The sequence below is a fragment of the Streptomyces sp. NPDC048002 genome (assembly GCF_040653275.1).
Lineage (GTDB): Bacteria > Actinomycetota > Actinomycetes > Streptomycetales > Streptomycetaceae > Streptomyces.
The window spans coordinates 1-20,752 of sequence record NZ_JBEZNL010000051.1 but is presented as its reverse complement, the minus strand read 5'-3'; the positions used below and the strand labels follow the sequence as shown (position 1 = coordinate 20,752).

Annotated in this window: 17 protein-coding genes; 8 read left to right on the top strand and 9 right to left on the bottom strand. The window is 72.6% G+C overall.

Translation table 11 applies throughout. From position 1 onward, the window contains the following. Positions 1-129 precede the first annotated feature (129 nt). From dxs to AB0E07_RS36100, 3 genes are all read left to right on the top strand, one after another. The gene (gene dxs / locus AB0E07_RS36110; RefSeq protein ID WP_362261547.1) at positions 130-2,049 is read left to right on the top strand and encodes a 1-deoxy-D-xylulose-5-phosphate synthase; all 1,920 of its coding nucleotides are present in this window, start codon (positions 130-132) and stop codon (positions 2,047-2,049) included. A gap of 147 nt (positions 2,050-2,196) precedes the next feature. After that, complete coding sequence (locus AB0E07_RS36105) at positions 2,197-3,720, top strand: amino acid permease (RefSeq protein ID WP_362261545.1); 1,524 nt, start codon at positions 2,197-2,199, stop codon at positions 3,718-3,720. A gap of 73 nt (positions 3,721-3,793) precedes the next feature. After that, the gene (locus tag AB0E07_RS36100) at positions 3,794-5,233 is read left to right on the top strand and encodes a glycosyltransferase family 39 protein (protein ID WP_362261544.1); all 1,440 of its coding nucleotides are present in this window, start codon (positions 3,794-3,796) and stop codon (positions 5,231-5,233) included. Positions 5,234-5,239: 6 nt separating this feature from the next. On the opposite strand, the gene AB0E07_RS36095 is transcribed toward AB0E07_RS36100, so the two are convergent. Continuing rightward, positions 5,240-5,608 carry an NTP pyrophosphohydrolase gene (locus tag AB0E07_RS36095; protein ID WP_362261542.1) on the bottom strand — a complete coding sequence of 123 codons (369 nt, stop codon included), beginning with the start codon at positions 5,606-5,608 and terminating at the stop codon, positions 5,240-5,242. Between the two features lie 51 nt (positions 5,609-5,659). Between AB0E07_RS36095 and AB0E07_RS36090 the strand changes: the two genes are divergently transcribed. Further along, positions 5,660-6,673 carry a hypothetical protein gene (locus AB0E07_RS36090; protein ID WP_362261540.1) on the top strand — a complete coding sequence of 338 codons (1,014 nt, stop codon included), beginning with the start codon at positions 5,660-5,662 and terminating at the stop codon, positions 6,671-6,673. Positions 6,674-6,739: 66 nt separating this feature from the next. On the opposite strand, the gene AB0E07_RS36085 is transcribed toward AB0E07_RS36090, so the two are convergent. The 5 genes from AB0E07_RS36085 to AB0E07_RS36065 form a co-directional block, all read right to left on the bottom strand. Then, a complete protein-coding gene (locus AB0E07_RS36085) occupies positions 6,740-8,869 on the bottom strand; it encodes a 3-hydroxyacyl-CoA dehydrogenase NAD-binding domain-containing protein (RefSeq protein WP_362261538.1) in 2,130 nt (709 codons plus the stop codon). After that, positions 8,866-10,083 (bottom strand): acetyl-CoA C-acyltransferase, encoded by a 1,218-nt coding sequence (locus tag AB0E07_RS36080; protein ID WP_362261536.1) that lies wholly within the window; start codon positions 10,081-10,083, stop codon positions 8,866-8,868. Before AB0E07_RS36080 ends, AB0E07_RS36085 begins: the two co-directional genes overlap by 4 nt. 247 nt (positions 10,084-10,330) lie before the next feature. Then, positions 10,331-11,611: a ribonuclease D gene (locus AB0E07_RS36075; protein WP_362261534.1), complete on the bottom strand. Its 1,281-nt coding sequence runs from the start codon at positions 11,609-11,611 to the stop codon at positions 10,331-10,333. A gap of 235 nt (positions 11,612-11,846) precedes the next feature. Continuing rightward, positions 11,847-12,506, bottom strand: coding sequence for a response regulator transcription factor (locus tag AB0E07_RS36070; RefSeq protein ID WP_351931434.1), 660 nt, complete (start codon positions 12,504-12,506; stop codon positions 11,847-11,849). A gap of 207 nt (positions 12,507-12,713) precedes the next feature. Further along, positions 12,714-13,382, bottom strand: a complete 669-nt coding sequence (locus tag AB0E07_RS36065) for a DUF3000 domain-containing protein (protein WP_362261531.1) — start codon at positions 13,380-13,382, stop codon at positions 12,714-12,716. A 120-nt stretch (positions 13,383-13,502) separates the two neighbouring features. Here AB0E07_RS36065 and hemE point away from each other — a divergent pair, with 120 nt between their 5' ends. After that, positions 13,503-14,558 carry a uroporphyrinogen decarboxylase gene (gene hemE, locus AB0E07_RS36060; protein WP_362261529.1) on the top strand — a complete coding sequence of 352 codons (1,056 nt, stop codon included), beginning with the start codon at positions 13,503-13,505 and terminating at the stop codon, positions 14,556-14,558. Position 14,559: 1 nt separating this feature from the next. Here hemE and AB0E07_RS36055 read toward each other — a convergent pair whose 3' ends face one another. After that, positions 14,560-15,384: a rhomboid family intramembrane serine protease gene (locus AB0E07_RS36055; RefSeq protein ID WP_362261527.1), complete on the bottom strand. Its 825-nt coding sequence runs from the start codon at positions 15,382-15,384 to the stop codon at positions 14,560-14,562. 96 nt (positions 15,385-15,480) lie between these two features. Between AB0E07_RS36055 and AB0E07_RS36050 the strand changes: the two genes are divergently transcribed. Further along, a complete protein-coding gene (locus tag AB0E07_RS36050) occupies positions 15,481-15,780 on the top strand; it encodes a hypothetical protein (RefSeq protein ID WP_362261525.1) in 300 nt (99 codons plus the stop codon). Between the two features lie 46 nt (positions 15,781-15,826). On the opposite strand, the gene AB0E07_RS36045 is transcribed toward AB0E07_RS36050, so the two are convergent. Further along, complete coding sequence (locus tag AB0E07_RS36045; protein WP_362261523.1) at positions 15,827-17,224, bottom strand: FAD-dependent oxidoreductase; 1,398 nt, start codon at positions 17,222-17,224, stop codon at positions 15,827-15,829. Between the two features lie 42 nt (positions 17,225-17,266). Next, positions 17,267-18,235 carry a DUF4349 domain-containing protein gene (locus AB0E07_RS36040; protein ID WP_362261521.1) on the bottom strand — a complete coding sequence of 323 codons (969 nt, stop codon included), beginning with the start codon at positions 18,233-18,235 and terminating at the stop codon, positions 17,267-17,269. Positions 18,236-18,427: 192 nt separating this feature from the next. Between AB0E07_RS36040 and hemG the strand changes: the two genes are divergently transcribed. After that, on the top strand, positions 18,428-19,885 hold the full coding sequence (gene hemG / locus AB0E07_RS36035) for a protoporphyrinogen oxidase (protein ID WP_362261519.1): 1,458 nt from the start codon (positions 18,428-18,430) through the stop codon (positions 19,883-19,885). A gap of 5 nt (positions 19,886-19,890) precedes the next feature. Beyond that, a complete protein-coding gene (gene hemQ / locus AB0E07_RS36030) occupies positions 19,891-20,622 on the top strand; it encodes a hydrogen peroxide-dependent heme synthase (protein ID WP_362261517.1) in 732 nt (243 codons plus the stop codon). Positions 20,623-20,752: the final 130 nt, after the last annotated feature.

Genomic DNA, 20,752 nt, shown 5'->3' with positions numbered 1-20,752 from the left:
ACCCCGCATTGTGGGTACAGCCGATCGCGTGACGTACGACGCACCGCCCGGGCGCGGGCCGCGTGGGCGGAACATTAGACTCGACAAGCCCGGCAACAGCTCGAACAGCGAAACTGCAAGGAGGCACGGGTGCCGCTGCTGACCCGCATCAGGGGACCGCGCGATCTGGACACGCTCAGCCTGGAGCAGCTGGACCAGCTGGCCGGCGAGATCAGGACCTTCCTCGTCGACGCGGTCTCCAAGACCGGCGGCCACCTCGGCCCCAACCTCGGTGTGGTGGAGCTGACCATCGCCCTGCACCGGGTCTTCGAATCGCCCAAGGACAAGGTCCTGTGGGACACCGGTCACCAGTCCTATGTGCACAAGCTGCTCACCGGCCGCCAGGACTTCTCCCGGCTGAAGATGAAGGGCGGCCTGTCCGGCTACCCCTCGCAGGCCGAGTCCGAGCACGACGTGATCGAGAACAGCCACGCCTCCACCGTCCTCGGCTGGGCCGACGGCCTGGCGAAGGCCAACCAGATCAGGAAACGCGACGACCACGTCGTCGCCGTGATCGGTGACGGCGCCCTCACCGGCGGCATGGCCTGGGAGGCGCTGAACAACATCGCCGAGGCCAAGGACCGCCCGCTCGTCATCGTCGTCAACGACAACGAGCGGTCGTACGCACCCACCATCGGCGGCCTGGCGAACCACCTGGCGACCCTGCGCACCACCGACGGCTACGAGCGCTTCCTCAGCCGCACCAAGGACATCCTCGACCGCACCCCGGTCGTCGGCAGGCCCCTCTACGAGACCCTGCACGGAGCCAAGAAGGGGCTGAAGGACTTCATCGCCCCGCAGGGCATGTTCGAGGACCTCGGCCTGAAGTACGTCGGCCCCATCGACGGCCACGACATCGAGGCCCTGGAGTCCGCCCTGGCCCGCGCCAAGCGCTTCGGCGGCCCGGTCATCGTGCACTGCCTCACCGAGAAGGGCCGCGGCTACCAGCCCGCCCTCCAGGACGAGGCGGACCGCTTCCACGCCGTCGGCAAGATCCACCCCGACACCGGACTGCCCATCGCCTCCTCCGGCGCCGACTGGACCTCCGTCTTCGGCGAGGAGATGGTCGCGCTCGGCAAGGAGCGCGAGGACATCGTCGCGATCACCGCCGCGATGCTCCAGCCGGTCGGCCTGGACAAGTTCGCCAAGGCGTTCCCCGACCGGGTCTACGACGTCGGCATCGCCGAACAGCACGGCGCCGTCTCCGCGGCGGGCCTGGCCACCGGCGGGGTGCACCCGGTCTTCGCCGTCTACGCCACCTTCCTCAACCGCGCCTTCGACCAGGTCCTGATGGACGTGGCCCTGCACCAGTGCGGAGTGACCTTCGTCCTGGACCGCGCCGGAGTCACCGGCACGGACGGCGCCTCCCACAACGGCATGTGGGACATGTCGATCCTCCAGGTCGTCCCCGGCCTCCGGCTCGCCGCCCCGCGCGACGCCGACCAGGTCCGCGCCCAGCTGCGCGAGGCCGTCGAGGTCGACGACGCGCCGACCGTGGTCCGCTTCTCCAAGGGCGCCGTCGGCCCCGCCGTACCGGCCGTGGGCCGGGTCGGCGGCATGGACGTGCTGCGGGAGCCCGGCACCGACCGGCCCGACGTACTGCTGGTCTCGGTCGGCGCGCTCGCCCCGATGTGCCTGGAGATCGCCTCCCTGCTCGACCGGCAGGGCATCTCCACCACCGTCGTCGACCCGCGCTGGGTCAAGCCCGTCGACGAGGCCATGGCCCCGCTCGCCGAGCGCCACCGCGTGGTCGTCACCGTCGAGGACAACTCCCGCGTCGGCGGCGTCGGTTCGACGATCGCCCAGGCGCTGCGCGACGCGGGCGTCGACGTCCCGCTGCGCGACTTCGGCATCCCGCCGCGCTTCCTCGACCACGCCTCGCGCGCCGAGGTGCTCACCGAGATCGGTCTGACCGCCCCGGACATCGCCCGCCAGGTCACCGGCCTGGTCTCCCGGATGGACGGCAAGTACGACCGCTCCCCGGCCGAGGTGGAGTCCGCGCGCGACTGACCCCGCGGATTGCTCCCAACGGGCCGGTTCCACCCGCCTTTACGGTGGTGGAACCGGCCCATCCGTGTGACGTCACGGGTGTCAGGGCATACGCACCACGCCCCCTCTCGATCATGTCCGGGACGACACAGCGTGGGAGGTACGCCAGTGAGCAGCACCCTCTTCCGGACGAAGAAGGTCGAGCAGTCCATCCTCGATACCGAGGAACCGGAGCACGCCCTCAAGAAATCCCTGTCCGCCCTGGACCTGACGGTCTTCGGCGTCGGTGTCATCATCGGCACCGGCATCTTCGTCCTGACCGGCACCGTCGCCAAGAACAACGCCGGTCCGGCCGTCGCCCTGGCCTTCGTCGTGGCCGGCGTCGCCTGCGCGCTCGCCGCCCTCTGCTACGCCGAGTTCGCCTCCACCGTCCCGGTCGCCGGGTCCGCCTACACCTTCTCCTACGCCTCCCTCGGTGAACTGCCCGCCTGGATCATCGGCTGGGACCTGGTGCTGGAGTTCGCGCTCGGCACGGCGGTGGTGGCCGTCGGCTGGTCGGGGTACATCCAGTCACTCATGGACAACGCCGGCTGGAACATGCCGGTGGGGCTCGGCAGCAGGGAGGGCGCCGACGGCTTCGGCTTCGACATCCTCGCCGCTGCCCTGATCCTCGTCCTGACCTGCATCCTCGTCCTCGGTATGAAGCTGTCGGCGCGGATCACCTCGATCGTCGTCGCCATCAAGGTGGCCGTCGTCCTGACCGTGGTCGTCGCGGGCGCCTTCCTCATCGAGGGCAAGAACTACGACCCGTTCATCCCCGAACAGCAGGCCGTGGACGCCGGGGAGAGCCTCCAGGCGCCACTGATCCAGCTGATGTTCGGCTGGGCGCCCTCCAACTTCGGCGTGATGGGCATCTTCACCGCCGCCTCGGTCGTGTTCTTCGCCTTCATCGGCTTCGACGTCGTGGCCACCGCCGCCGAGGAGACCAAGAACCCGCAGCGGGACATGCCCCGCGGCATCATCGGCTCGCTCCTCATCTGCACCACGCTGTACGTGGCCGTGTCGATCGTCGTGACGGGCATGCAGCACTACAGCGAACTCTCCGTGGACGCCCCTCTCGCCGACGCCTTCAAGGCCACCGGGCACCCCTGGTTCGCCGGCTTCATCAGCTTCGGCGCCGCGGTCGGCCTCACCACGGTCTGCATGATCCTGCTGCTCGGCCAGACCCGCGTCTTCTTCGCGATGAGCCGCGACGGCCTGCTGCCCCGCTTCTTCTCCCGCGTCCATCCGCGGTTCAAGACCCCCTACCGCCCCACGATCCTGCTCGGCGTGATCATCGCGATCCTCGCGGGCTTCACCCCGCTCACCGAACTCGCCGCGCTGGTGAACATCGGCACCCTGTTCGCCTTCGTGGTGGTCGCGATCGGCGTGGTCATCCTCCGCCGCACCCGCCCCGACCTGCCCCGGTCCTTCCGCACCCCGTGGGTGCCGGTGGTGCCGATCCTGTCGGTCTGCGCCTCACTGTGGCTGATGATCAACCTGCCCGCCGAGACCTGGGTCCGGTTCGCCATCTGGATGGCGCTCGGCTTCGTCGTGTACTTCCTCTACGGCCGGAGCCACAGCCGCCTCGGACGGCACGAGGAGACGGTACTCGGCGACACGGCCACCCCGCCACGCGGTGACACCGAGTAGCTGAACCGTTCGACAGTCAGGCCCCGTATGTCCCGATCCGCCAGGGACTGCGGGGCCGGATAGCGTGCGTGCCATGTACGCCGAGCCCCTCGTTCCACAACGCTCCGTAGTCGCACCCGGAGCCGCTCTCGGCTACTGGCGGGGCCTGCTGCCCCTCCTCGCGCTGCTGGCCTGCGTCACCCGGCTGCCCTCCTTCGCCCGCCCCCTGTGGAACCCCGACGAGGGCTTCCTCGCCGTACAGGCACGGATACTGGCGCACGGCGGGGAGCTGTACACCACGGTCGTGGACCGCAAGCCGCCGCTCGTGCCGTGGCTCTACCAGGGGGCGTTCGCGCTGACCGGCTCGGAGTCGCTGACCTCGGTGCGGGTGCTGGCGGTCCTCGCCCAGCTGACCACCGCGGTCCTGCTCGCGGCCCTGGCCCGCCGCCGCTGGGGCGACACCGCGGGCCGTACGGCCGGGGTGCTGTACCTGCTGATCTCGGTCGGCCTCAACCCCGAGGACGCGCAGGCCGCCGCCTTCGAGGTGTTCATGCTCCCCTGCACGGCCGCCGCGATGTGGTGCGCGGACCGCCGCCGCTGGGCCGCGGCGGGTGTCGCCGTCGGCTGCGCGTTCCTGGCCAAGCAGACCGGCGGGGCGGTGCTGCTGCCGGTGCTGTGGCTGTGCGGCCCGTCGTGGGGCGGGCTGCTGCGGGTGGGGCTGGGCGCCGCGCTGCCGGTGACGGCCGCGGCGGTGGCCACGGACCCGGCCGGCTTCCTGTTCTGGACGGTCACCGGATCGGGCGCCTACGCCTCCTTCACCGGCTCCGAACTCCACGTCCTGGCCCGGGGACTGGCCAACACGGCGCTCCTGACCGCGGCCTGCGCGGGCCTTCTGCCGGCCCTGGCACGCGCCTGGCGCACCACCCGGACGGGGGCGGCGGACCTGTGGCTGTGGCTGCTGGCCTCCTCCGGCGCGGTCGCGCTGGGCTTCCACTTCTTCGGCCACTACTACCTGCAACTCACCCCGCCCCTGGCCCTGCTGGCGACCGCGGCCCTGCGCACCGCCCCGGACACCCGCCGCACCCGCGCGCTGCTGACCTCGGCCTGCTGCTGCGCCCTGTTCCTGACCTGGGGCCTGCTGGCTCCCCGCCCCGAGCTGACCCACGCCCAGCGGCTGGCGCAGGCCGTCGCCGAGCGCACCGCCCCCGGCGACCGGGTCCTGCTGTGGGGCATGCACCCGGAGACGTACTGGCTCGCCGACCGGCCTCCCGCGACCCGCTATCTGACGGCGGGTCTGCTCACCAACTACAGCGGCGGCCGGGACTGCCCGCGGGTGGGGGAGCGGTACGCCGTGCAGGGCGCCTGGAACACCCTCCGCCGGGAGCTGGCGGAGCGTCCGCCCCGGCTGATCGTCGACGACTCCCGGGGCAAGCCCTACGCCCCGGACCGCATCCGGCCGCTACGACGCCTCCTGGCGGGGTACGAGCCGGTGGCGGTGGTCGACGGCGCCGTCCTGCACGTCCGCAAGCGGTAGAGCCCCCTACGGCCGTACCGTCCGCGGCCCCGCGACCTCCGCGCCCAGCTCCGTGACCCGTCGGCGCAGCTCCCGGTCGGCCGTCACCACCAGGCACGCCCGGCCGGGCGCCCGCCCGGCGACCAGTTCGACCATGCGGTCGTCCCCGCTGCCCGCCGCCGACTCCACCCGTACCCCGTCGACCGACCCGACCCCGCGGGCCGCGCCCTCGACGACCAGCACGATCTCCACCGGCCCGGCCCGGCCGGGCACCCCGTGCTCCGCCAGCCGGTCCCGGAGCCGCTCGGCGGCACCCCGGCGGTCCCGCCACCAGCCGTCGGGCACCGATCCGACGACGTTGGCTCCGTCGACGATCACCAGCAGGGCGGTCTCCATGGGCCCAGGGTCGCACGCGCCGCGGGGTGCCCCGCCGATTACAGTGATCCGGTGAACGGCGACTGGCTCATACGCGGCCGGGACGGCCGCCTCTGCGTCTACTGGCACTCCCAGGACGCCGTCCTGTGCCGTACGGAGCACACCCCCGGCGGCCCCTGGGACGCGCCCCGCCGGGTGGGCGGCGAACAACGGGTCCAGGCGGGCTTCGCGCTGGGCCGGGGCGCCGACGGCTACACCCATCTCGGCGCCTGGCGGCCCACCCGTTCGGGTGAGTCCGGGCTGGTGCACTCCACCCACTTCCGTCCGCTGCTCGCGCCGCTGGACTGGCTCCCCGTCGGACACCCCAACAAGCAGGGCGAGCGCACCGGCACCCCGGCCGTCGCCGTCGACGCCGAGGGCCGCGCGTACCTCTTCGTACGCAACCGCGGCAAGGGCGTGCACACCGTCAACCAGAAGGAGCGCGGCGGCTGGAACGGCTGGCACGACCTGAAGGGTTCCCGGGTGGACGAGGAACTCGTCGCCGTCACCGCGGAGTCGGGACTGGTCGAGGTGTACGCGACCGGCCCGGCCGGCGTGCTGCGCTGGCTCCAGGAGGAGCCGGGGGGCCGTCCGGTCGCCGCCGAGCCGCTCGCCGTGCCGGTCGCGCCGGGCACGCTCGGCGCCCTGCCCACCTCCAAGGAGCACACGACGCTGTTCTACGCGGACGGCGCGGGCCTGCTGCACGCGTGGCGCCCGGACGGCGACCCGGTCCCGCTGATCGAGGCCGCGGGCCCGGGACCGGTCGCCGTGCTCCGCTGCGTCCTGGGCGGCCACGACTGCACCCTGCTGGCCCAGCGTTCGGCCTCCGGCCGGATCGCGTTCGCCGCCTACCCGACCGAGAGCGAGTCCGCGGGACTGTGGTGGACGGAGTCGGGACCCGCGCTGCCCGAGGGCAGCCGGGTGGCGATGGCGGAGGACGCCGAGGGGCGCGTGGTGGCCGCGACCCTCACCCCGGACGGCGAGCTGCGGGTGGCCCGGCAGAAGGACGAACCGGGCCTGGCGCTGGCGGCCTGGCGGACGGTGTGAGGCGGTGGGAACGCGAGGAGGGGCCCCCGCCGACGGCGGGGGCCCCTCCTGGGAGGCGAGGTCCGGTTACGCGGGGACCGAGGCGACGCCCGGCGCCAGGAACTTCTTGCCGTTCACCCGCTCGGAGACACCCTCACGGTCCAGGTACGGCGTGATGCCGCCCAGGTGGAAGGGCCAGCCGGCGCCGGTGATCAGGCACAGGTCGATGTCCTGGGCCTCGGCGACGACACCCTCGTCGAGCATGAGCCCGATCTCCTGGGCGACGGCGTCGAGGACCCGGTCGCGGACCTGCTCCTCGGTCAGGACGACATCGCCCTGCTTGAGGAGCGCGGCGACCTCCGGGTCCAGCTCCGGCTTGCCGGAGTCGTACACGTAGAAGCCGCGCTTGCCCGCCTTGACGACGGCCGCGAGGTTCGGGGAGACCGTGAAGCGCTCCGGGAAGGCCCGGTTGAGCGTCTCGGAGACGTGCAGACCGATCGCGGGGCCGACCAGCTCCAGCAGCACCAGCGGGGACATCGGCAGACCGAGCGGCTCGACGCCCTTCTCGGCGATCTCGACCGGGGTGCCCTCGTCGATGACGTTCTGGATCTCGCCCATGAAGCGGGTCAGGATGCGGTTCACGACGAACGCCGGGGCGTCCTTCGTCAGCACCGCGGTCTTCTTCAGCTTCTTGGCGACGGCGAAGGCCGTGGCCAGCGAGGCGTCGTCGGTCTGCTCGCCGCGGACGATCTCCAGCAGCGGCAGGATCGCGACCGGGTTGAAGAAGTGGAAGCCGACGACCCGCTCGGGGTTCTTCAGCTTCGAGGCCATCTCGGTGACCGAGAGGGAGGAGGTGTTCGTCGCGAAGATCGCGTGCGCCGGGGCGACCGCCTCGACCTCGGCGAACACCTGCTGCTTGACACCGATCTCCTCGAACACGGCCTCGATGACGAAGTCCGCGTCCGCGAAGCCCTCGGCCTTGTCCAGGACACCGGTGACCAGCGCCTTGAGACGGTTGGCCTTGTCCTGGTTGATCCGGCCCTTGCCGAGCAGCTTCTCGATCTCGGCGTGGACGTAGCCCACACCCTTGTCGACGCGCTCCTGGTCGATGTCGGTCAGCACGACCGGCACCTCCAGGCGGCGCAGGAAGAGCAGCGCGAGCTGGGAGGCCATCAGACCGGCGCCGACGACACCGACCTTGGTGACCGGGCGGGCCAGGTTCTTGTCCGGGGCACCCGCGGGACGCTTGCCGCGCTTCTGCACCAGGTTGAAGGCGTAGATGCCGGCGCGCAGCTCGCCGCCCATGATCAGGTCCGCGAGGGCCTGGTCCTCGGCGTCGAAGCCCTTCTGGAGGTCGCCGTCCTTGGACGCCGCGATGATGTCCAGGGCGCGGTAGGCGGCCGGAGCGGCGCCGTGCACCTTGGAGTCGGCGATGAAGCGGCCCTTGGCGACGGCCTGGTCCCAGGCCTCGCCGCGGTCGACGGCCGGGCGGTCGATGACGATCTCGCCCTTGAGGACGGCAGCGGTCCAGAGCAGCGACTGCTCCAGGAAGTCGGCGCCCTCGAAGATCGCGTCCGCGATCCCGAGTTCGTAGACCTGCGCTCCCTTGAGCTGCTTGTTCTGGTTGAGGCTGTTCTCGATGATCACCGAGACGGCCTTCTCGGCGCCGATCAGGTTCGGCAGGATCGTGCAGCCGCCCCAGCCCGGGACCAGGCCCAGGAAGACCTCGGGCAGCGAGAAGGCGGGCAGCGCCTGCGACACGGTCCGGTAGGAGCAGTGCAGGCCGACCTCGACGCCGCCGCCCATGGCCGCGCCGTTGTAGTAGGCGAAGGTCGGCACGGCGAGATGCGCGAGGCGCTTGAAGACCTCGTGGCCGCCCTTGCCGATGGCGAGCGCGTGCTCGTGCTCCTTGAGCAGCTCGACGCCCTTGAGGTCGGCGCCGACCGCGAAGATGAACGGCTTGCCGGTGATGCCGACGCCGACGACGCCGCCGTCCGCGGCCTCCTTCTCGACCTGGTCGATGGCGGCGTTCAGGTTCGCCAGCGACTGGGGGCCGAAGGTGGTCGGCTTGGTGTGGTCGAAGCCGTTGTCCAGCGTGATCAGGGCGAAGCGCCCGGCGCCGAACGGCAGGTCGAGGTGGCGTACGTGCGCGGACGTGACGACCTCGTCCGGGAACAGCTCGGCCGCACCCTTCAAAAGCTCAGCGGTGGTGCTCACTTGTCCCCCTCGAAGTGCGGGTTCTCCCAGATGACCGTCGCGCCCATGCCGAAGCCGACGCACATGGTGGTGAGGCCGTAGCGGACCTCCGGCTGCTCCTCGAACTGGCGGGCCAGCTGCGTCATCAGACGGACGCCGGAGGAGGCCAGCGGGTGGCCGAAGGCGATGGCGCCGCCGTACTGGTTGACGCGCGCGTCGTCGTCGGCGATGCCGTAGTGCTCCAGGAACGCGAGGACCTGGACGGCGAAGGCCTCGTTGATCTCGAACAGGCCGATGTCGGAGATGGACAGGCCCGCCTGGGCCAGCGCCTTCTCGGTGGCCGGGATCGGGCCGTAGCCCATGACCTCGGGCTCCACACCCGCGAAGGAGTAGGAGACCAGGCGCATCTTCACCGGGAGGTTGTTCTCGCGGGCGAAGTCCTCGGAGGCGATGAGGGAGGCGGTGGCGCCGTCGTTCAGACCGGCCGCGTTACCGGCGGTGACCCGGCCGTGCACACGGAACGGGGTCTTGAGGCCGGAGAGGTTCTCCAGCGTGGTGCCCGGACGCATCGGCTCGTCGGCGGTGACCAGGCCCCAGCCCGTCTCACCGGCCTCCGGGGTGGTGCGGCGCACCGAGATCGGCACCAGGTCCTGCTGGATCTTGCCGTTGGCGTACGCCTTGGCGGCCTTCTCCTGCGAGCGCACGGCGTACTCGTCGGCGCGCTGCTTGGTGATGCTCGGGTAGCGGTCGTGCAGGTTCTCGGCGGTCATCCCCATGAACAGGGCGGACTCGTCGACCAGCTTCTCGCTGACGAAGCGCGGGTTGGGGTCCACGCCCTCACCCATGGGGTGGCGGCCCATGTGCTCGACACCACCGGCGACGGCGATGTCGTAGGCGCCGAAGGCCACCGAACCGGCGACGGAGGTGACGGCGGTGAGCGCGCCGGCGCACATGCGGTCGATGGAGTAACCGGGCACCGACTGCGGCAGCCCGGCGAGGATCCCCGCCGTGCGGCCGATGGTCAGGCCCTGGTCGCCGATCTGCGTGGTCGCGGCGATGGCGACCTCGTCGATCTTCTTCGGGTCGAGACCGGGGTTGCGGCGCAGCAGCTCCCGGATCGCCTTCACGACGAGGTCGTCGGCGCGGGTCTCGTGGTAGATGCCCTTCGGGCCCGCCTTGCCGAACGGGGTGCGGACGCCGTCGACGAAGACGACGTCCCTGACGGTACGAGGCACGATGGCTCTCCTCCAGGGTGCGGGACTGCACTGCTGCGGCACGCATGCGCTGAGCGCGCGCTTACGAACATGCTACTTATGAGTAACGTAGCTGCCCAGTCCCACGGGCCCAAGCGGCGAAGGTCACACCCGTTCGCCGGGCGGCACGGTGGATTCCGGGCCGCACGCGCGTGGCGCGGGCCCGGACCTTGGCGTGATCTCGACGCAAGGGTTCCGCTTCCCGACGGACCCGCGCGGCCCCCGAGGGCTACGCGGACAGCGCCGCCACCAGCACCGGGGTCACCTGCTCCACCTGCCAGGGGCGCGCCCCGTGTCCCGCGAGCGCGGCGCCCACGGACTCGGGGTCCACCTCCTTCGGCGGCTCCCAGCAGACCCGCCGCACGGTGTCCGGCGTGATCAGGTTCTCCTGCGGCATGTTCAGCCGCTCCGCCAGCGCGGACACCCCGGCCCTGGCCGCCGACAGCCGGGCCGCGGCGGCCGGGTCCTTGTCCGCCCAGGCCCGCGGGGGCGGCGGGCCGGTGACGGCCTGACCGGGCTGCGGCAGCTGCGCCTCGGGCAGCGCCTTGGCGCGGTCCACCGCGGTCTGCCACTGCTCCAGCTGACGCCGCCCGGTGCGGTGCCCGAAGCCGTTCAGCGCGGCGAGGGCGTGCACGTTGGCCGGCAGCGCCAGCGCGGCCTCGACGATGGCCGCGTCGGAGAGGACCTTGCCGGGGGAGACGTCCCGGCGCCGGGCGATCCGGTCCCGGGTCTCCCACAGTTCGCGGACGACACCGAGCTGCCGGCGGCGGCGCACCTTGTGCATGCCGGAGGTCCGGCGCCAGGGGTCCTTGCGGGGCTCGGGCGGCGGGGCGGAGGCGATGGCGTCGAACTCCTGCCGGGCCCACTCCAGCTTGCCCTGCCGGTCCAGCTCCTTCTCCAGCGCGTCGCGCAGGTCGACCAGCAGCTCCACGTCGAGCGCCGCGTAGCGCAGCCAGGGCTCGGGGAGCGGGCGGGTGGACCAGTCGACGGCGGAGTGCCCCTTCTCCAGTACGAAGCCGAGCACCGACTCCACCATCGCGCCGAGGCCGACGCGGGGGAAACCGGCCAGCCGCCCCGCCAGTTCGGTGTCGAACAGCCGGCTCGGCACCATGCCTATCTCGCGCAGACAGGGCAGGTCCTGAGTGGCGGCGTGCAGATCCCACTCGACGTCGGACAGGGCCGCGCCGAGGCCGGACAGGTCGGGGCAGGCCACCGGGTCGATCAGGGCGGTCCCGGCGCCCTGGCGGCGCAGTTGCACCAGGTAGGCGCGCTGGCCGTAGCGGTAGCCGGAGGCGCGCTCGGCGTCCACGGCGACCGGGCCGGAGCCGGCCGCGAAGGCGGCGACGACGTCGGCGAGGGCGGCCTCGTCCGCGATCACGGGCGGCACGCCCTCGCGCGGCTCCAGCAGCGGGATCGGCGCCTCCGTAACAGAAGATCCGCCGTCTTCCGGAGGGGCGCCCCCGGTGGTTCGCAGTGATGTGTCTGCTGCGGTGTCTTGGGCGTCGGTCACCTGTCAAGCCTATCCGCACGGACGGGCGCCTGACCTGCCCCTACGCAGGTTGGCGGGGTTGACCAGCGAAAACAGGCCGCGTGTGGTTCCGGCCGGTTCGCGTGGTTCCGGTCCGGGCGCTCCCGCGCCCACCGGCCCCGGCACACGGCCGCGCCCGTCGGCGGAACGTTCCGTCGACGGGCGCGCGGGGGAGGGGGGAAGGGGGTCGGGGTGAACGGGGCGGGCGAGGTCCGGGTCAGTGGATGATGCCGGTGCGCAGGGCGACGGCGACCATCCCGGCACGGTCGCCCGTGCCGAGCTTGCGGGCGATGCGGGCGAGGTGGCTCTTGACGGTCAGCGCGGACAGGCCCATCGAGACGCCGATGGCCTTGTTCGACTGGCCCTCCGCGACCAGCCGCAGCACCTCGACCTCACGGCCGGACAGTTCGCGGTAGCCGCCCGGGTGGCTCGGGGCACCCGGGGGGCGGCGGTGCATACGGGCGGCGGCTCCGAGGGGGGCGGCACCGGGTCGGGTGGGGAGCCCGAGGTTGGTGCGGGTGCCGGTGACGACGTAGCCCTTGACGCCCCCGGCGAGGGCGTTGCGGACGGCGCCGATGTCGTCGGCCGCGGAGAGGGCGAGGCCGTTGGGCCAGCCCGCGGCGCGGGTCTCGGACAGCAGGGTGAGGCCGGAGCCGTCGGGGAGGTGGACGTCGGCGACGCAGATGTCGCGCGGGTTGCCGATACGGGGACGGGCCTCCGCGACGGACGAGGCCTCGATGACGTCGCGCACACCGAGCGCCCACAGGTGGCGGGTGACGGTGGAGCGGACACGGGGGTCGGCCACGACCACCATGGCGGTCGGCTTGTTCGGGCGGTAGGCGACCAGGCTTGCGGGCTGCTCGAGGAGAACGGACACCAGGCCTCCTGGGGGGCGGACGGCTTTCAAGGTCACAGACGTCTTCGGCACCGGACCCGGTGTCCTTTAGAGAATGATCACGATCTAGTGAGTAACAATTGGTGCAATTCGGACGTACGGTCGATCGTTCGGTGAACGAATCGGTTCGTTCGAGTGCCGCTCATGACTGAAAGTGGCCGTATCGACAAAGTGATGCCGAAGTGACGGTCACCGTGACTGCGGTCCGCGCCGCTGCGGGAGCGTCACCACCGCCGCGTCGCCGGGCCCGGCCGGCGGCAGTCCCGCGACCTGGGCCAGCAGGTCCGCCCACGCCGCCAGGTGCGCCGCGGTGTCCGGCACCCCGCCCAGGCCCTCGCGCGGGGTCCAGGAGGCGCGGATCTCGATCTGCGAGGCGGACGGCCGTTCGGACAGTCCACCGAAGTAGTGCGAACTCGCACGGGTGACGGTGCCGCTCGGCTCCCCGTACGTCAGTCCGCGGGCCTGGAGCGCGCCGGTCAGCCACGACCAGCACACCTCGGGCAGCAGCGGGTCCGCCGCCATCTCCGGCTCCAGCTCCGCCCGCACCAGCGTCACCAGCCGGAACGTGCCCCGCCAGGCGTCGTGCCCGGCCGGGTCGTGCAGCAGCACCAGCCGCCCGTCGGCGAGGTCCTGGTCGCCGTCGACGACCGCCGCCTCCAGCGCGTACGCGTGCGGCGCGAGCCGCTTGGGCGCCGGGGTGGGCTCCACCTCGATCTGCGGCCTCAGCCGACCGGCTCGCAGGGCCTCCACCGCGGCTCGGAAGACCGGTGGCGCCGTACTGCTCGCCCGCCCGTCCGCCTCCCCGGAGTCCTTCGCGTCATCCATTCCACCCGACAGTCGTCCCTGAGCCGCAGCCATGCGGGAAGGTTAAGGGGAATCGGAGCCCGGCGCCGGTCTAGACACCCGGTGGACGCCTCCGGGCGGCCCCGGGGGCGGCCCGGAACTTCGCACCGCCGCCCCCGTGGGAGACTGACCACCGTGAGTGCCAACGACACGCAGCCGACAGCGACGTACGACTCCGCCTTCCTCAGGGCGTGCAGGCGCGAGCCCGTGCCGCACACCCCGGTGTGGTTCATGCGGCAGGCCGGCCGCTCCCTGCCGGAGTACCGCAAGGTGCGCGAGGGCATTCCCATGCTGGAGTCCTGCATGCGCCCCGAGCTGGTCACCGAGATCACCCTCCAGCCCGTGCGCCGGCACGACGTGGACGCGGCGATCTACTTCAGCGACATCGTCGTCCCGCTGAAGGCCATCGGTATCGACCTCGACATCAAGCCCGGCGTCGGCCCGGTCGTCGAGGAGCCGATCCGCACCCGCGCCGACCTCGCGCGGCTGCGCGATCTGACCCCCGAGGACGTCTCCTACGTCACCGAGGCCATCGGCCTGCTCACCGGCGAACTCGGCGCCACCCCGCTCATCGGATTCGCCGGCGCGCCTTTCACCCTCGCGAGCTACCTCGTCGAGGGCGGCCCGTCCCGCACGTACGAGAACGCCAAGGCGATGATGTACGGCGACCCCGCGCTCTGGGCGGACCTGCTCGACCGGCTCGCGGACATCACGGCCGCGTTCCTGAAGGTGCAGATCGAGGCCGGCGCCTCCGCCGTGCAGCTCTTCGACTCCTGGGTCGGCGCGCTCGCCCCCGCCGACTACCGCCGCTCGGTGATGCCCGCCTCCACGAAGGTCTTCGAGGCCGTCGCCGGCTACGGCGTCCCGCGCATCCACTTCGGTGTCGGCACCGGTGAACTCCTCGGCCTGATGGGCGAGGCCGGCGCGGACGTCGTCGGCGTCGACTGGCGGGTCCCGCTGGACGAGGCCGCCCGCCGGGTCGGCCCCGGCAAGGCCCTCCAGGGCAACCTCGACCCGACCGTGCTGTTCTCCACCACCGAGGCCGTCGAGACCAGGACCCAGGCCGTCCTCGACTCCGCCGCCGGACTGGAGGGCCACATCTTCAACCTCGGCCACGGCGTCATGCCGAACACCGACCCGGACGCGCTGACCCGGCTCGTGGAGTACGTCCACACCCGCACCGCGCGCTGACTCACCCCGTGTGCCGGGGCCGTGCCCGTCTGCCGAAGAGCAGACCGCGCGGTTCCGGCGGCGGAGGGGTGCCCGGCTTCAGCGGCCAGGCCAGCAGCATCCCCGCGACGAAGCCCACCACATGGGCCGTGTACGCGACGGTGCCCGCCTCCGGGGCGACGCCCTCGCCGGACGAGTACACCGCCTGGAGCCCGAACCAGAACCCCAGCACGATCCAGGCGGGCAGCCGCAGCGGCAGGAAGACCAGGAACGGCACCAGGACCCAGACCCTGGCCCTCGGGTACAGCACCAGATAGGCGCCCAGCACTCCGGCGACGGCCCCCGAGGCGCCGATCAGCGGGTCGGCGGAGTCGGCGTTGAGCAGCGCGAAACCGTACCCGGCCGCGTAGCCGCAGACGACGTAGAACAGCAGGAACCGCACGTGGCCCATGCGGTCCTCGACGTTGTTGCCGAAGATCATCAGGAAGAGCATGTTGCCGAGCAGGTGCAGCCAGCCGCCGTGCAGGAACATCGCCGTGAACACCGACAGCACCGGCGACTTGTCGTAGCCCGGCTCGCCGATGACGCACCCCGGGCCCTGCGGCCCGGCCGCCACCTCCCCGGTCGGCACCAGGCGCCGCATCCGGTCGTGGACCAACTCCTGCGGCACCGCCGCCCAGTGGTCCAGGAAGGCGTGCAGCCGGCACACCTGGGACAGATGGCTCTCCCCGATCTCGGCCAGGGTGCCCGGCATGGCGAGGAACACGAGGACGTTCGCCGCGATCAGGCCGTAGGTGACCCACGGGGTGCCGCGCACGGGGTTCACGTCATGGACGGGTATGACCACAAGGGACTACTTCCCCGGAAGAGGCCCGGAAACCGGTGAACGCCGGTGTCCTCGCGCCCGTATGGCATGGCGACCAGGTCTACGTGAGGACGGGCGATGAACGGTTCAACGGCTTCCGCGATGCACGCGCTGCCCGATGGTGAGGCCGAGCTCACCGTGGTGGTACGGATCCCCTGGGAGGACGTGGCACGGCTGGGACAGGAGGCCGGACGGCTGGCCGCGCAGCAGGGCCGCCCGGTGACCCTCGACGAGGCGGTGAGCCACCGGCTGCGGTCGGTGCGCACGCCCGCAGCGCACGCCAGACCCGGCACCACGGGCGAACAGCCGGCGGCGTCCGCCGGGGCCGGGGCCAGCGCCTCCGTGGCCTCGCTGCCCAGGATCAGCGGCACCGCCTAGGACTTTCGGAACACGCTCCCCCGGGGGAGACGGGCCAGGCGGCCGTTCAGTCGGCCGCCGCCACCGCCTTCACCGCCTTGCGGGCCGCCACCAGCACCGGGTCCCACACCGGGCTGAACGGCGGGGCGTAGCCGAGGTCCAGGGACGTCATCCGCTCGACGGTCATCCCCGCGGTGAGCGCGACCGCCGCGACGTCGACCCGCTTGGCCGCGCCCTCCCGGCCGACGATCTGCACGCCCAGCAGCCGGCCGGTGCGCCGCTCGGCGAGCATCTTCACCGTCATCGTGTCCGCGCCGGGGTAGTAACCGGCCCGGCCCGTCGACTCGATGGTGGCGGTGACGTACTGGAGCCCCGCCCGGCGGGCGTCCTTCTCGCGCAGGCCGGTCCGGGCGATCTCCAGCTCGCACACCTTGCTCACGGCCGTGCCGACGACACCCGGGAAGGTGGCGTAGCCGCCGCCCGCGTTGGTGCCGATGATCTGCCCGTGCTTGTTGGCGTGGGTGCCCAGCGCGATGTACCGCTGCTGCCCCGAGACCAGGTCGAGGACCTCCACGCAGTCCCCGCCGGCCCAGATGTTCTCGTGCCCGCGCACCCGCATCGCCAGGTCCGTCAGCAGCCCCTGACGGTGCCCCAGCGGCAGGCCCGCCGCCCGCGCCAGCGAGGTCTGCGGACGCACCCCGATCCCCAGCACCACGACGTCCGCCGGGTACTCGGCGTCCGCCGTCGCCACCGCGCGCACCCGCCCGTCGTCCCCCGTCGGGAAGCCGGTGACCTCGGCGTCGTCGACCATCGTGATGCCGAGGCCGGTCATGGCCTTGTGCACCAGACGGCCCATGTCCGGGTCGAGCGTCGACATCGGCTCGCTGCCGCGGTTGACGACCGTGACGTCGTAGCCGCGGTTGATGAGCGCCTCCGCCATCTCCACGCCGATGTACCCGGCGCCGACCACCACCGCGCGGCGGCCGCTGGCACCGGCCAGCGTGTCGAGCAGCGCCTGCCCGTCGTCGAGGGTCTGCACCCCGTGCACGCCGGGCGCGTCCACCCCGGGCAGCGCGGGCCGCACCGGCCGGGCCCCGGTCGCGATCACGAGCTTGTCGTACGACGTCCACGACTCGGTCCCGGCTTCGAGGTCCCGCGCGCGCACCCGGCCCCCGGCCACGTCGATCTCCGTGACCTCGGTGCGCATCCGCAGATCGATGCCCCGCGCGCGGTGCTCCTCGGGCGTACGGGCGATCAGCCGGTCCCGGTCGGGAACGTCACCGCCCACCCAGTAGGGGATCCCGCACGCCGAGTAGGAGGTGAACCGGCCGCGTTCGAAGGCCACGATCTCCAGTTCGCCGGGGGACCTCATCCGCCGTGCCTGCGACGCCGCGGACATCCCCGCGGCGTCGCCGCCGATCACGACCAGCCGTTCTCCGGCACCCCGCCCAAGGCTCATGTTCATACGAACACGCTACGGGTGCCGCTCCCCTCGGGCGCCCGGGGTTCAGTTCTCCTCGGACGCGGGGTCACGCGCCGGGCGGGCCTGCGGCACCGGCGCGGTGGCGGCGGGCCCGGCCTCCGCGCCGCGCCCCGGACCGCGCCGGCCCAGCCGCAGCCAGACCACGACCACCAGGGTCGCGACCGCCGCGAACGGCAGGACGGCGGCGAGGGCCATCACGATCCACCGCAGCATCGTCACGAAGGCGTCCCAGCCGCCCGTCAGGGCGTCCACGACCCCCGGGTCCTCGTCCGCCTCGGCCTTCTTCTTCACCGGGGTCTCGGACAGCGCGAGCGTGACGGTCGCCAGGCTGGTGCGGTCCTTCAGGGACTGCTGCTGCGCCAGGAGGGACTCCAGGTTCGCCTGGCGGGTGCCGAGTTCGCCCTCCAGCGTCACCACGTCGCTCAACTTGGTCGCCCGGTCCATCAGTTCGCGGATGCGGACCACGCTGGCCCGCTGCGACTTGATGCGGCTCTCCACGTCCACGACCTGCTCGGTGACGTCCTGCGCCTTGGCGGACCGGTCGATCAGCCGGCCCGTGCCCTCCAGTTCGGCGAGCACGTCCGCGTAGGAGGCGACGGGCACGCGCAGGACGACCCGGGTGCGCTCGCGGCCCCGTTCGTCGCGCGTGGTGGTCTCGTTGCCGACGTAGCCGCCCGCGTTCTCGGTGGCCGTACGCGCCTCGTCGAGGGCCTTCGGCACGTCCTTGACCTGCACGGTCAGCGAGGCGGTACGGATGATGTGGCTCGCGGTGGCCCGGGGCGTCTGCGTGTGCCCGGCGGACGCGTCACCGGCCGCCGAGCCCCCGGCGCTGTCGGCGGCGCCGTCCTGCCGGGACTTCGCCGCCTCGTTGCCGCCCAGGTCGGCGGAGTCGCCGCCCGAGGAACCCGCGCTGCATCCGGTCAGCGCCAGGGCCGTGGCCAGCAGCAGGCCGGCGAGGGCCGGGACAGGTCGTACGGAACGTCGTGCGCGCATGGCGGTGTTACCCCCGGGGTGGTGAACGACTGACGCTTCTTCGACGCCCGGACCGCCCGGGACGTTGGCCTCCCGCGGTTCCGATGCGGTCACGGTCGGGACTCGGGCCGGGCACACCGCGCCACCGCGTCCGGCGGACCGGGGCCGAACGGCCCTGGCGGACCCGCCGGTGGCGTTTGAGAGAGTGGGATCATGCACGCAGCGGACACATCAGCGGAACCCGGGCACGTCGTCGTCATCGGGGCCGGCATCGCCGGACTGGCGGCGGCCCACCGGCTCCTCTCCCAGGGCAACGACGTGACCGTGCTGGAGGCCGCGGACCGGATCGGCGGCAAGCTGCTGCCCGGCGAGATCGCCGGCGTCCGCGTGGACCTCGGCGCCGAGTCGATGCTGGCCCGCCGTCCCGAGGCCGTCGATCTCGCCCGCGAGGCCGGACTCGCCGACCGCCTCCGGCCGCCCGCCACCGCGGGCGCCTCCCTGTGGACCCGGGGTGCCCTGCGCCCCATGCCCAAGGGGCACGTCATGGGCGTGCCCGGCACCGCCGCCGCGCTCGCCGGGGTCCTCTCCGAGGAGGGCCTCGCCCGGATCGGCCGGGACGCCGACCTGCCCCGCACCGAGGTCGGCGAGGACGTGGCCGTCGGCGCGTACGTGGCCGAACGGCTCGGCCGTGAGGTCGTCGACCGGGTGGTCGAGCCGCTGCTCGGCGGGGTGTACGCGGGCGACGCCTACCGCATCTCGATGCGCTCCGCCGTCCCCCAGCTCTTCCGGGCCGCGCAGACCCACGACTCGCTGACCGCGGCGGTCCGCGAGATCCAGGAGCGGGCCGCCGCCCAGCAGCAGACCGGCCCGGTCTTCATGGGCATCGAGGGCGGCATCGGCACCCTGCCCCTCGCCGTCGCCCGGTCGGTTCGGGCGCTCGGCGGGGAGATCGTCACCGGCACACCCGTGACGGAGCTGCGCCGCGCGGCGGACGGCTGGCGGGTCGTCGCGGGCGGGCGGCCCCGGCACGCGGACGCCGTCGTCGTCGCGGTGCCGGCGGGCGCCGCCGCCGGACTGCTGCGCGCCGAAGTACCGGCCGCCGCGCGGGAACTGGCCGCCGTCGAGTACGCATCCATGGCCCTGGTCACCCTCGCCTACCGCCGCTCCGACACCGCGCTGCCCGAGGGCAGCGGCTTTCTGGTGCCGCCCGTCGACGGCCGCACCATCAAGGCGTCGACCTTCGCCTCCCAGAAATGGGGCTGGATCGCCGAGGAGGACCCGGACGTCGTCGTGGTGCGCACCTCCGTCGGCCGCCACGGCGAGACGGACATCCTCGGCCGCGACGACGCCGGCCTCGTCGAGGTCTCCCGGCACGACCTGAGGGCGGCCACCGGCCTCGACGCCACCCCGCTCGCCACCCGTGTCACCCGCTGGACCGACGGCCTGCCGCAGTACCCCGTCGGCCACCACGCGCGCGTGGCCCGCGTCCGCGAGCACATCGGCCGCGTCGCGGGCCTCGCCGTGTGCGGAGCGGCCTACGACGGAGTCGGCATCCCGGCCTGTGTCGCCAGTGCGCACGCGGCCGTCGACCAGATCCACGGTGACCTGCGCGCTGTGCGCCGGCTCACCGCCGACCCGGTGCAGAGTCTGCACGGAGGAGCAGGAGAATGAGGGACATGAGTGACGACGCCCCCACCACCGAGTCCGGCAGGATCCCGAACAAGGGCAAGCTGGCCAAGGACCTCAACGAGGTCATCCGCTACACCCTCTGGTCCGTCTTCCGCCTGAAGGACGTGCTCCCCGAGGACCGCGCGGGCTGGTCCGACGAGGTCCAGGAGCTGTTCGACCAGCTGGCCGCCAAGGACGTCACCGTCCGCGGCACCTACGACGTCTCCGGGCTGCGCGCCGACGCCGACGTCATGATCTGGTGGCACGCCGAGACCGCGGACCAGCTCCAGGAGGCGTACAACCTCTTCCGCCGGACGAAGCTGGGCCGCGCCCTGGAGCCGGTCTGGTCGAACATGGCGCTGCACCGTCCCGCCGAGTTCAACCGCTCGCACATCCCGGCGTTCCTCGCCGACGAGACGCCCCGCGACTACGTCAGCGTCTACCCCTTCGTGCGCTCCTACGACTGGTACCTGCTGCCCGACGAGGACCGCCGCCGGATGCTGGCCGACCACGGGAAGATGGCCCGCGGCTACCCGGACGTCCGCGCCAACACGGTCGCCTCGTTCTCGCTCGGCGACTACGAGTGGATCCTCGCCTTCGAGGCGGACGAGCTGTACCGCATCGTGGACCTGATGCGTCATCTGCGCGCCTCGGAGGCCCGGATGCACGTGCGCGAGGAGGTCCCGTTCTACACGGGCCGCCGCAAGTCGGTCGCGGACCTGGTCGCCGGGCTCGCCTAGGGCGTGTTTCGAAAGTCCCGCCTGCCCTGCGGCGTCTGGCACGCACGCTCGCCGCGTTGCCGAAACGCCCGAATAGCTCCGCTATTAGGGCGCTCCGGCGCCTTGCGTTCGCACGCACCAGACGCCGCAG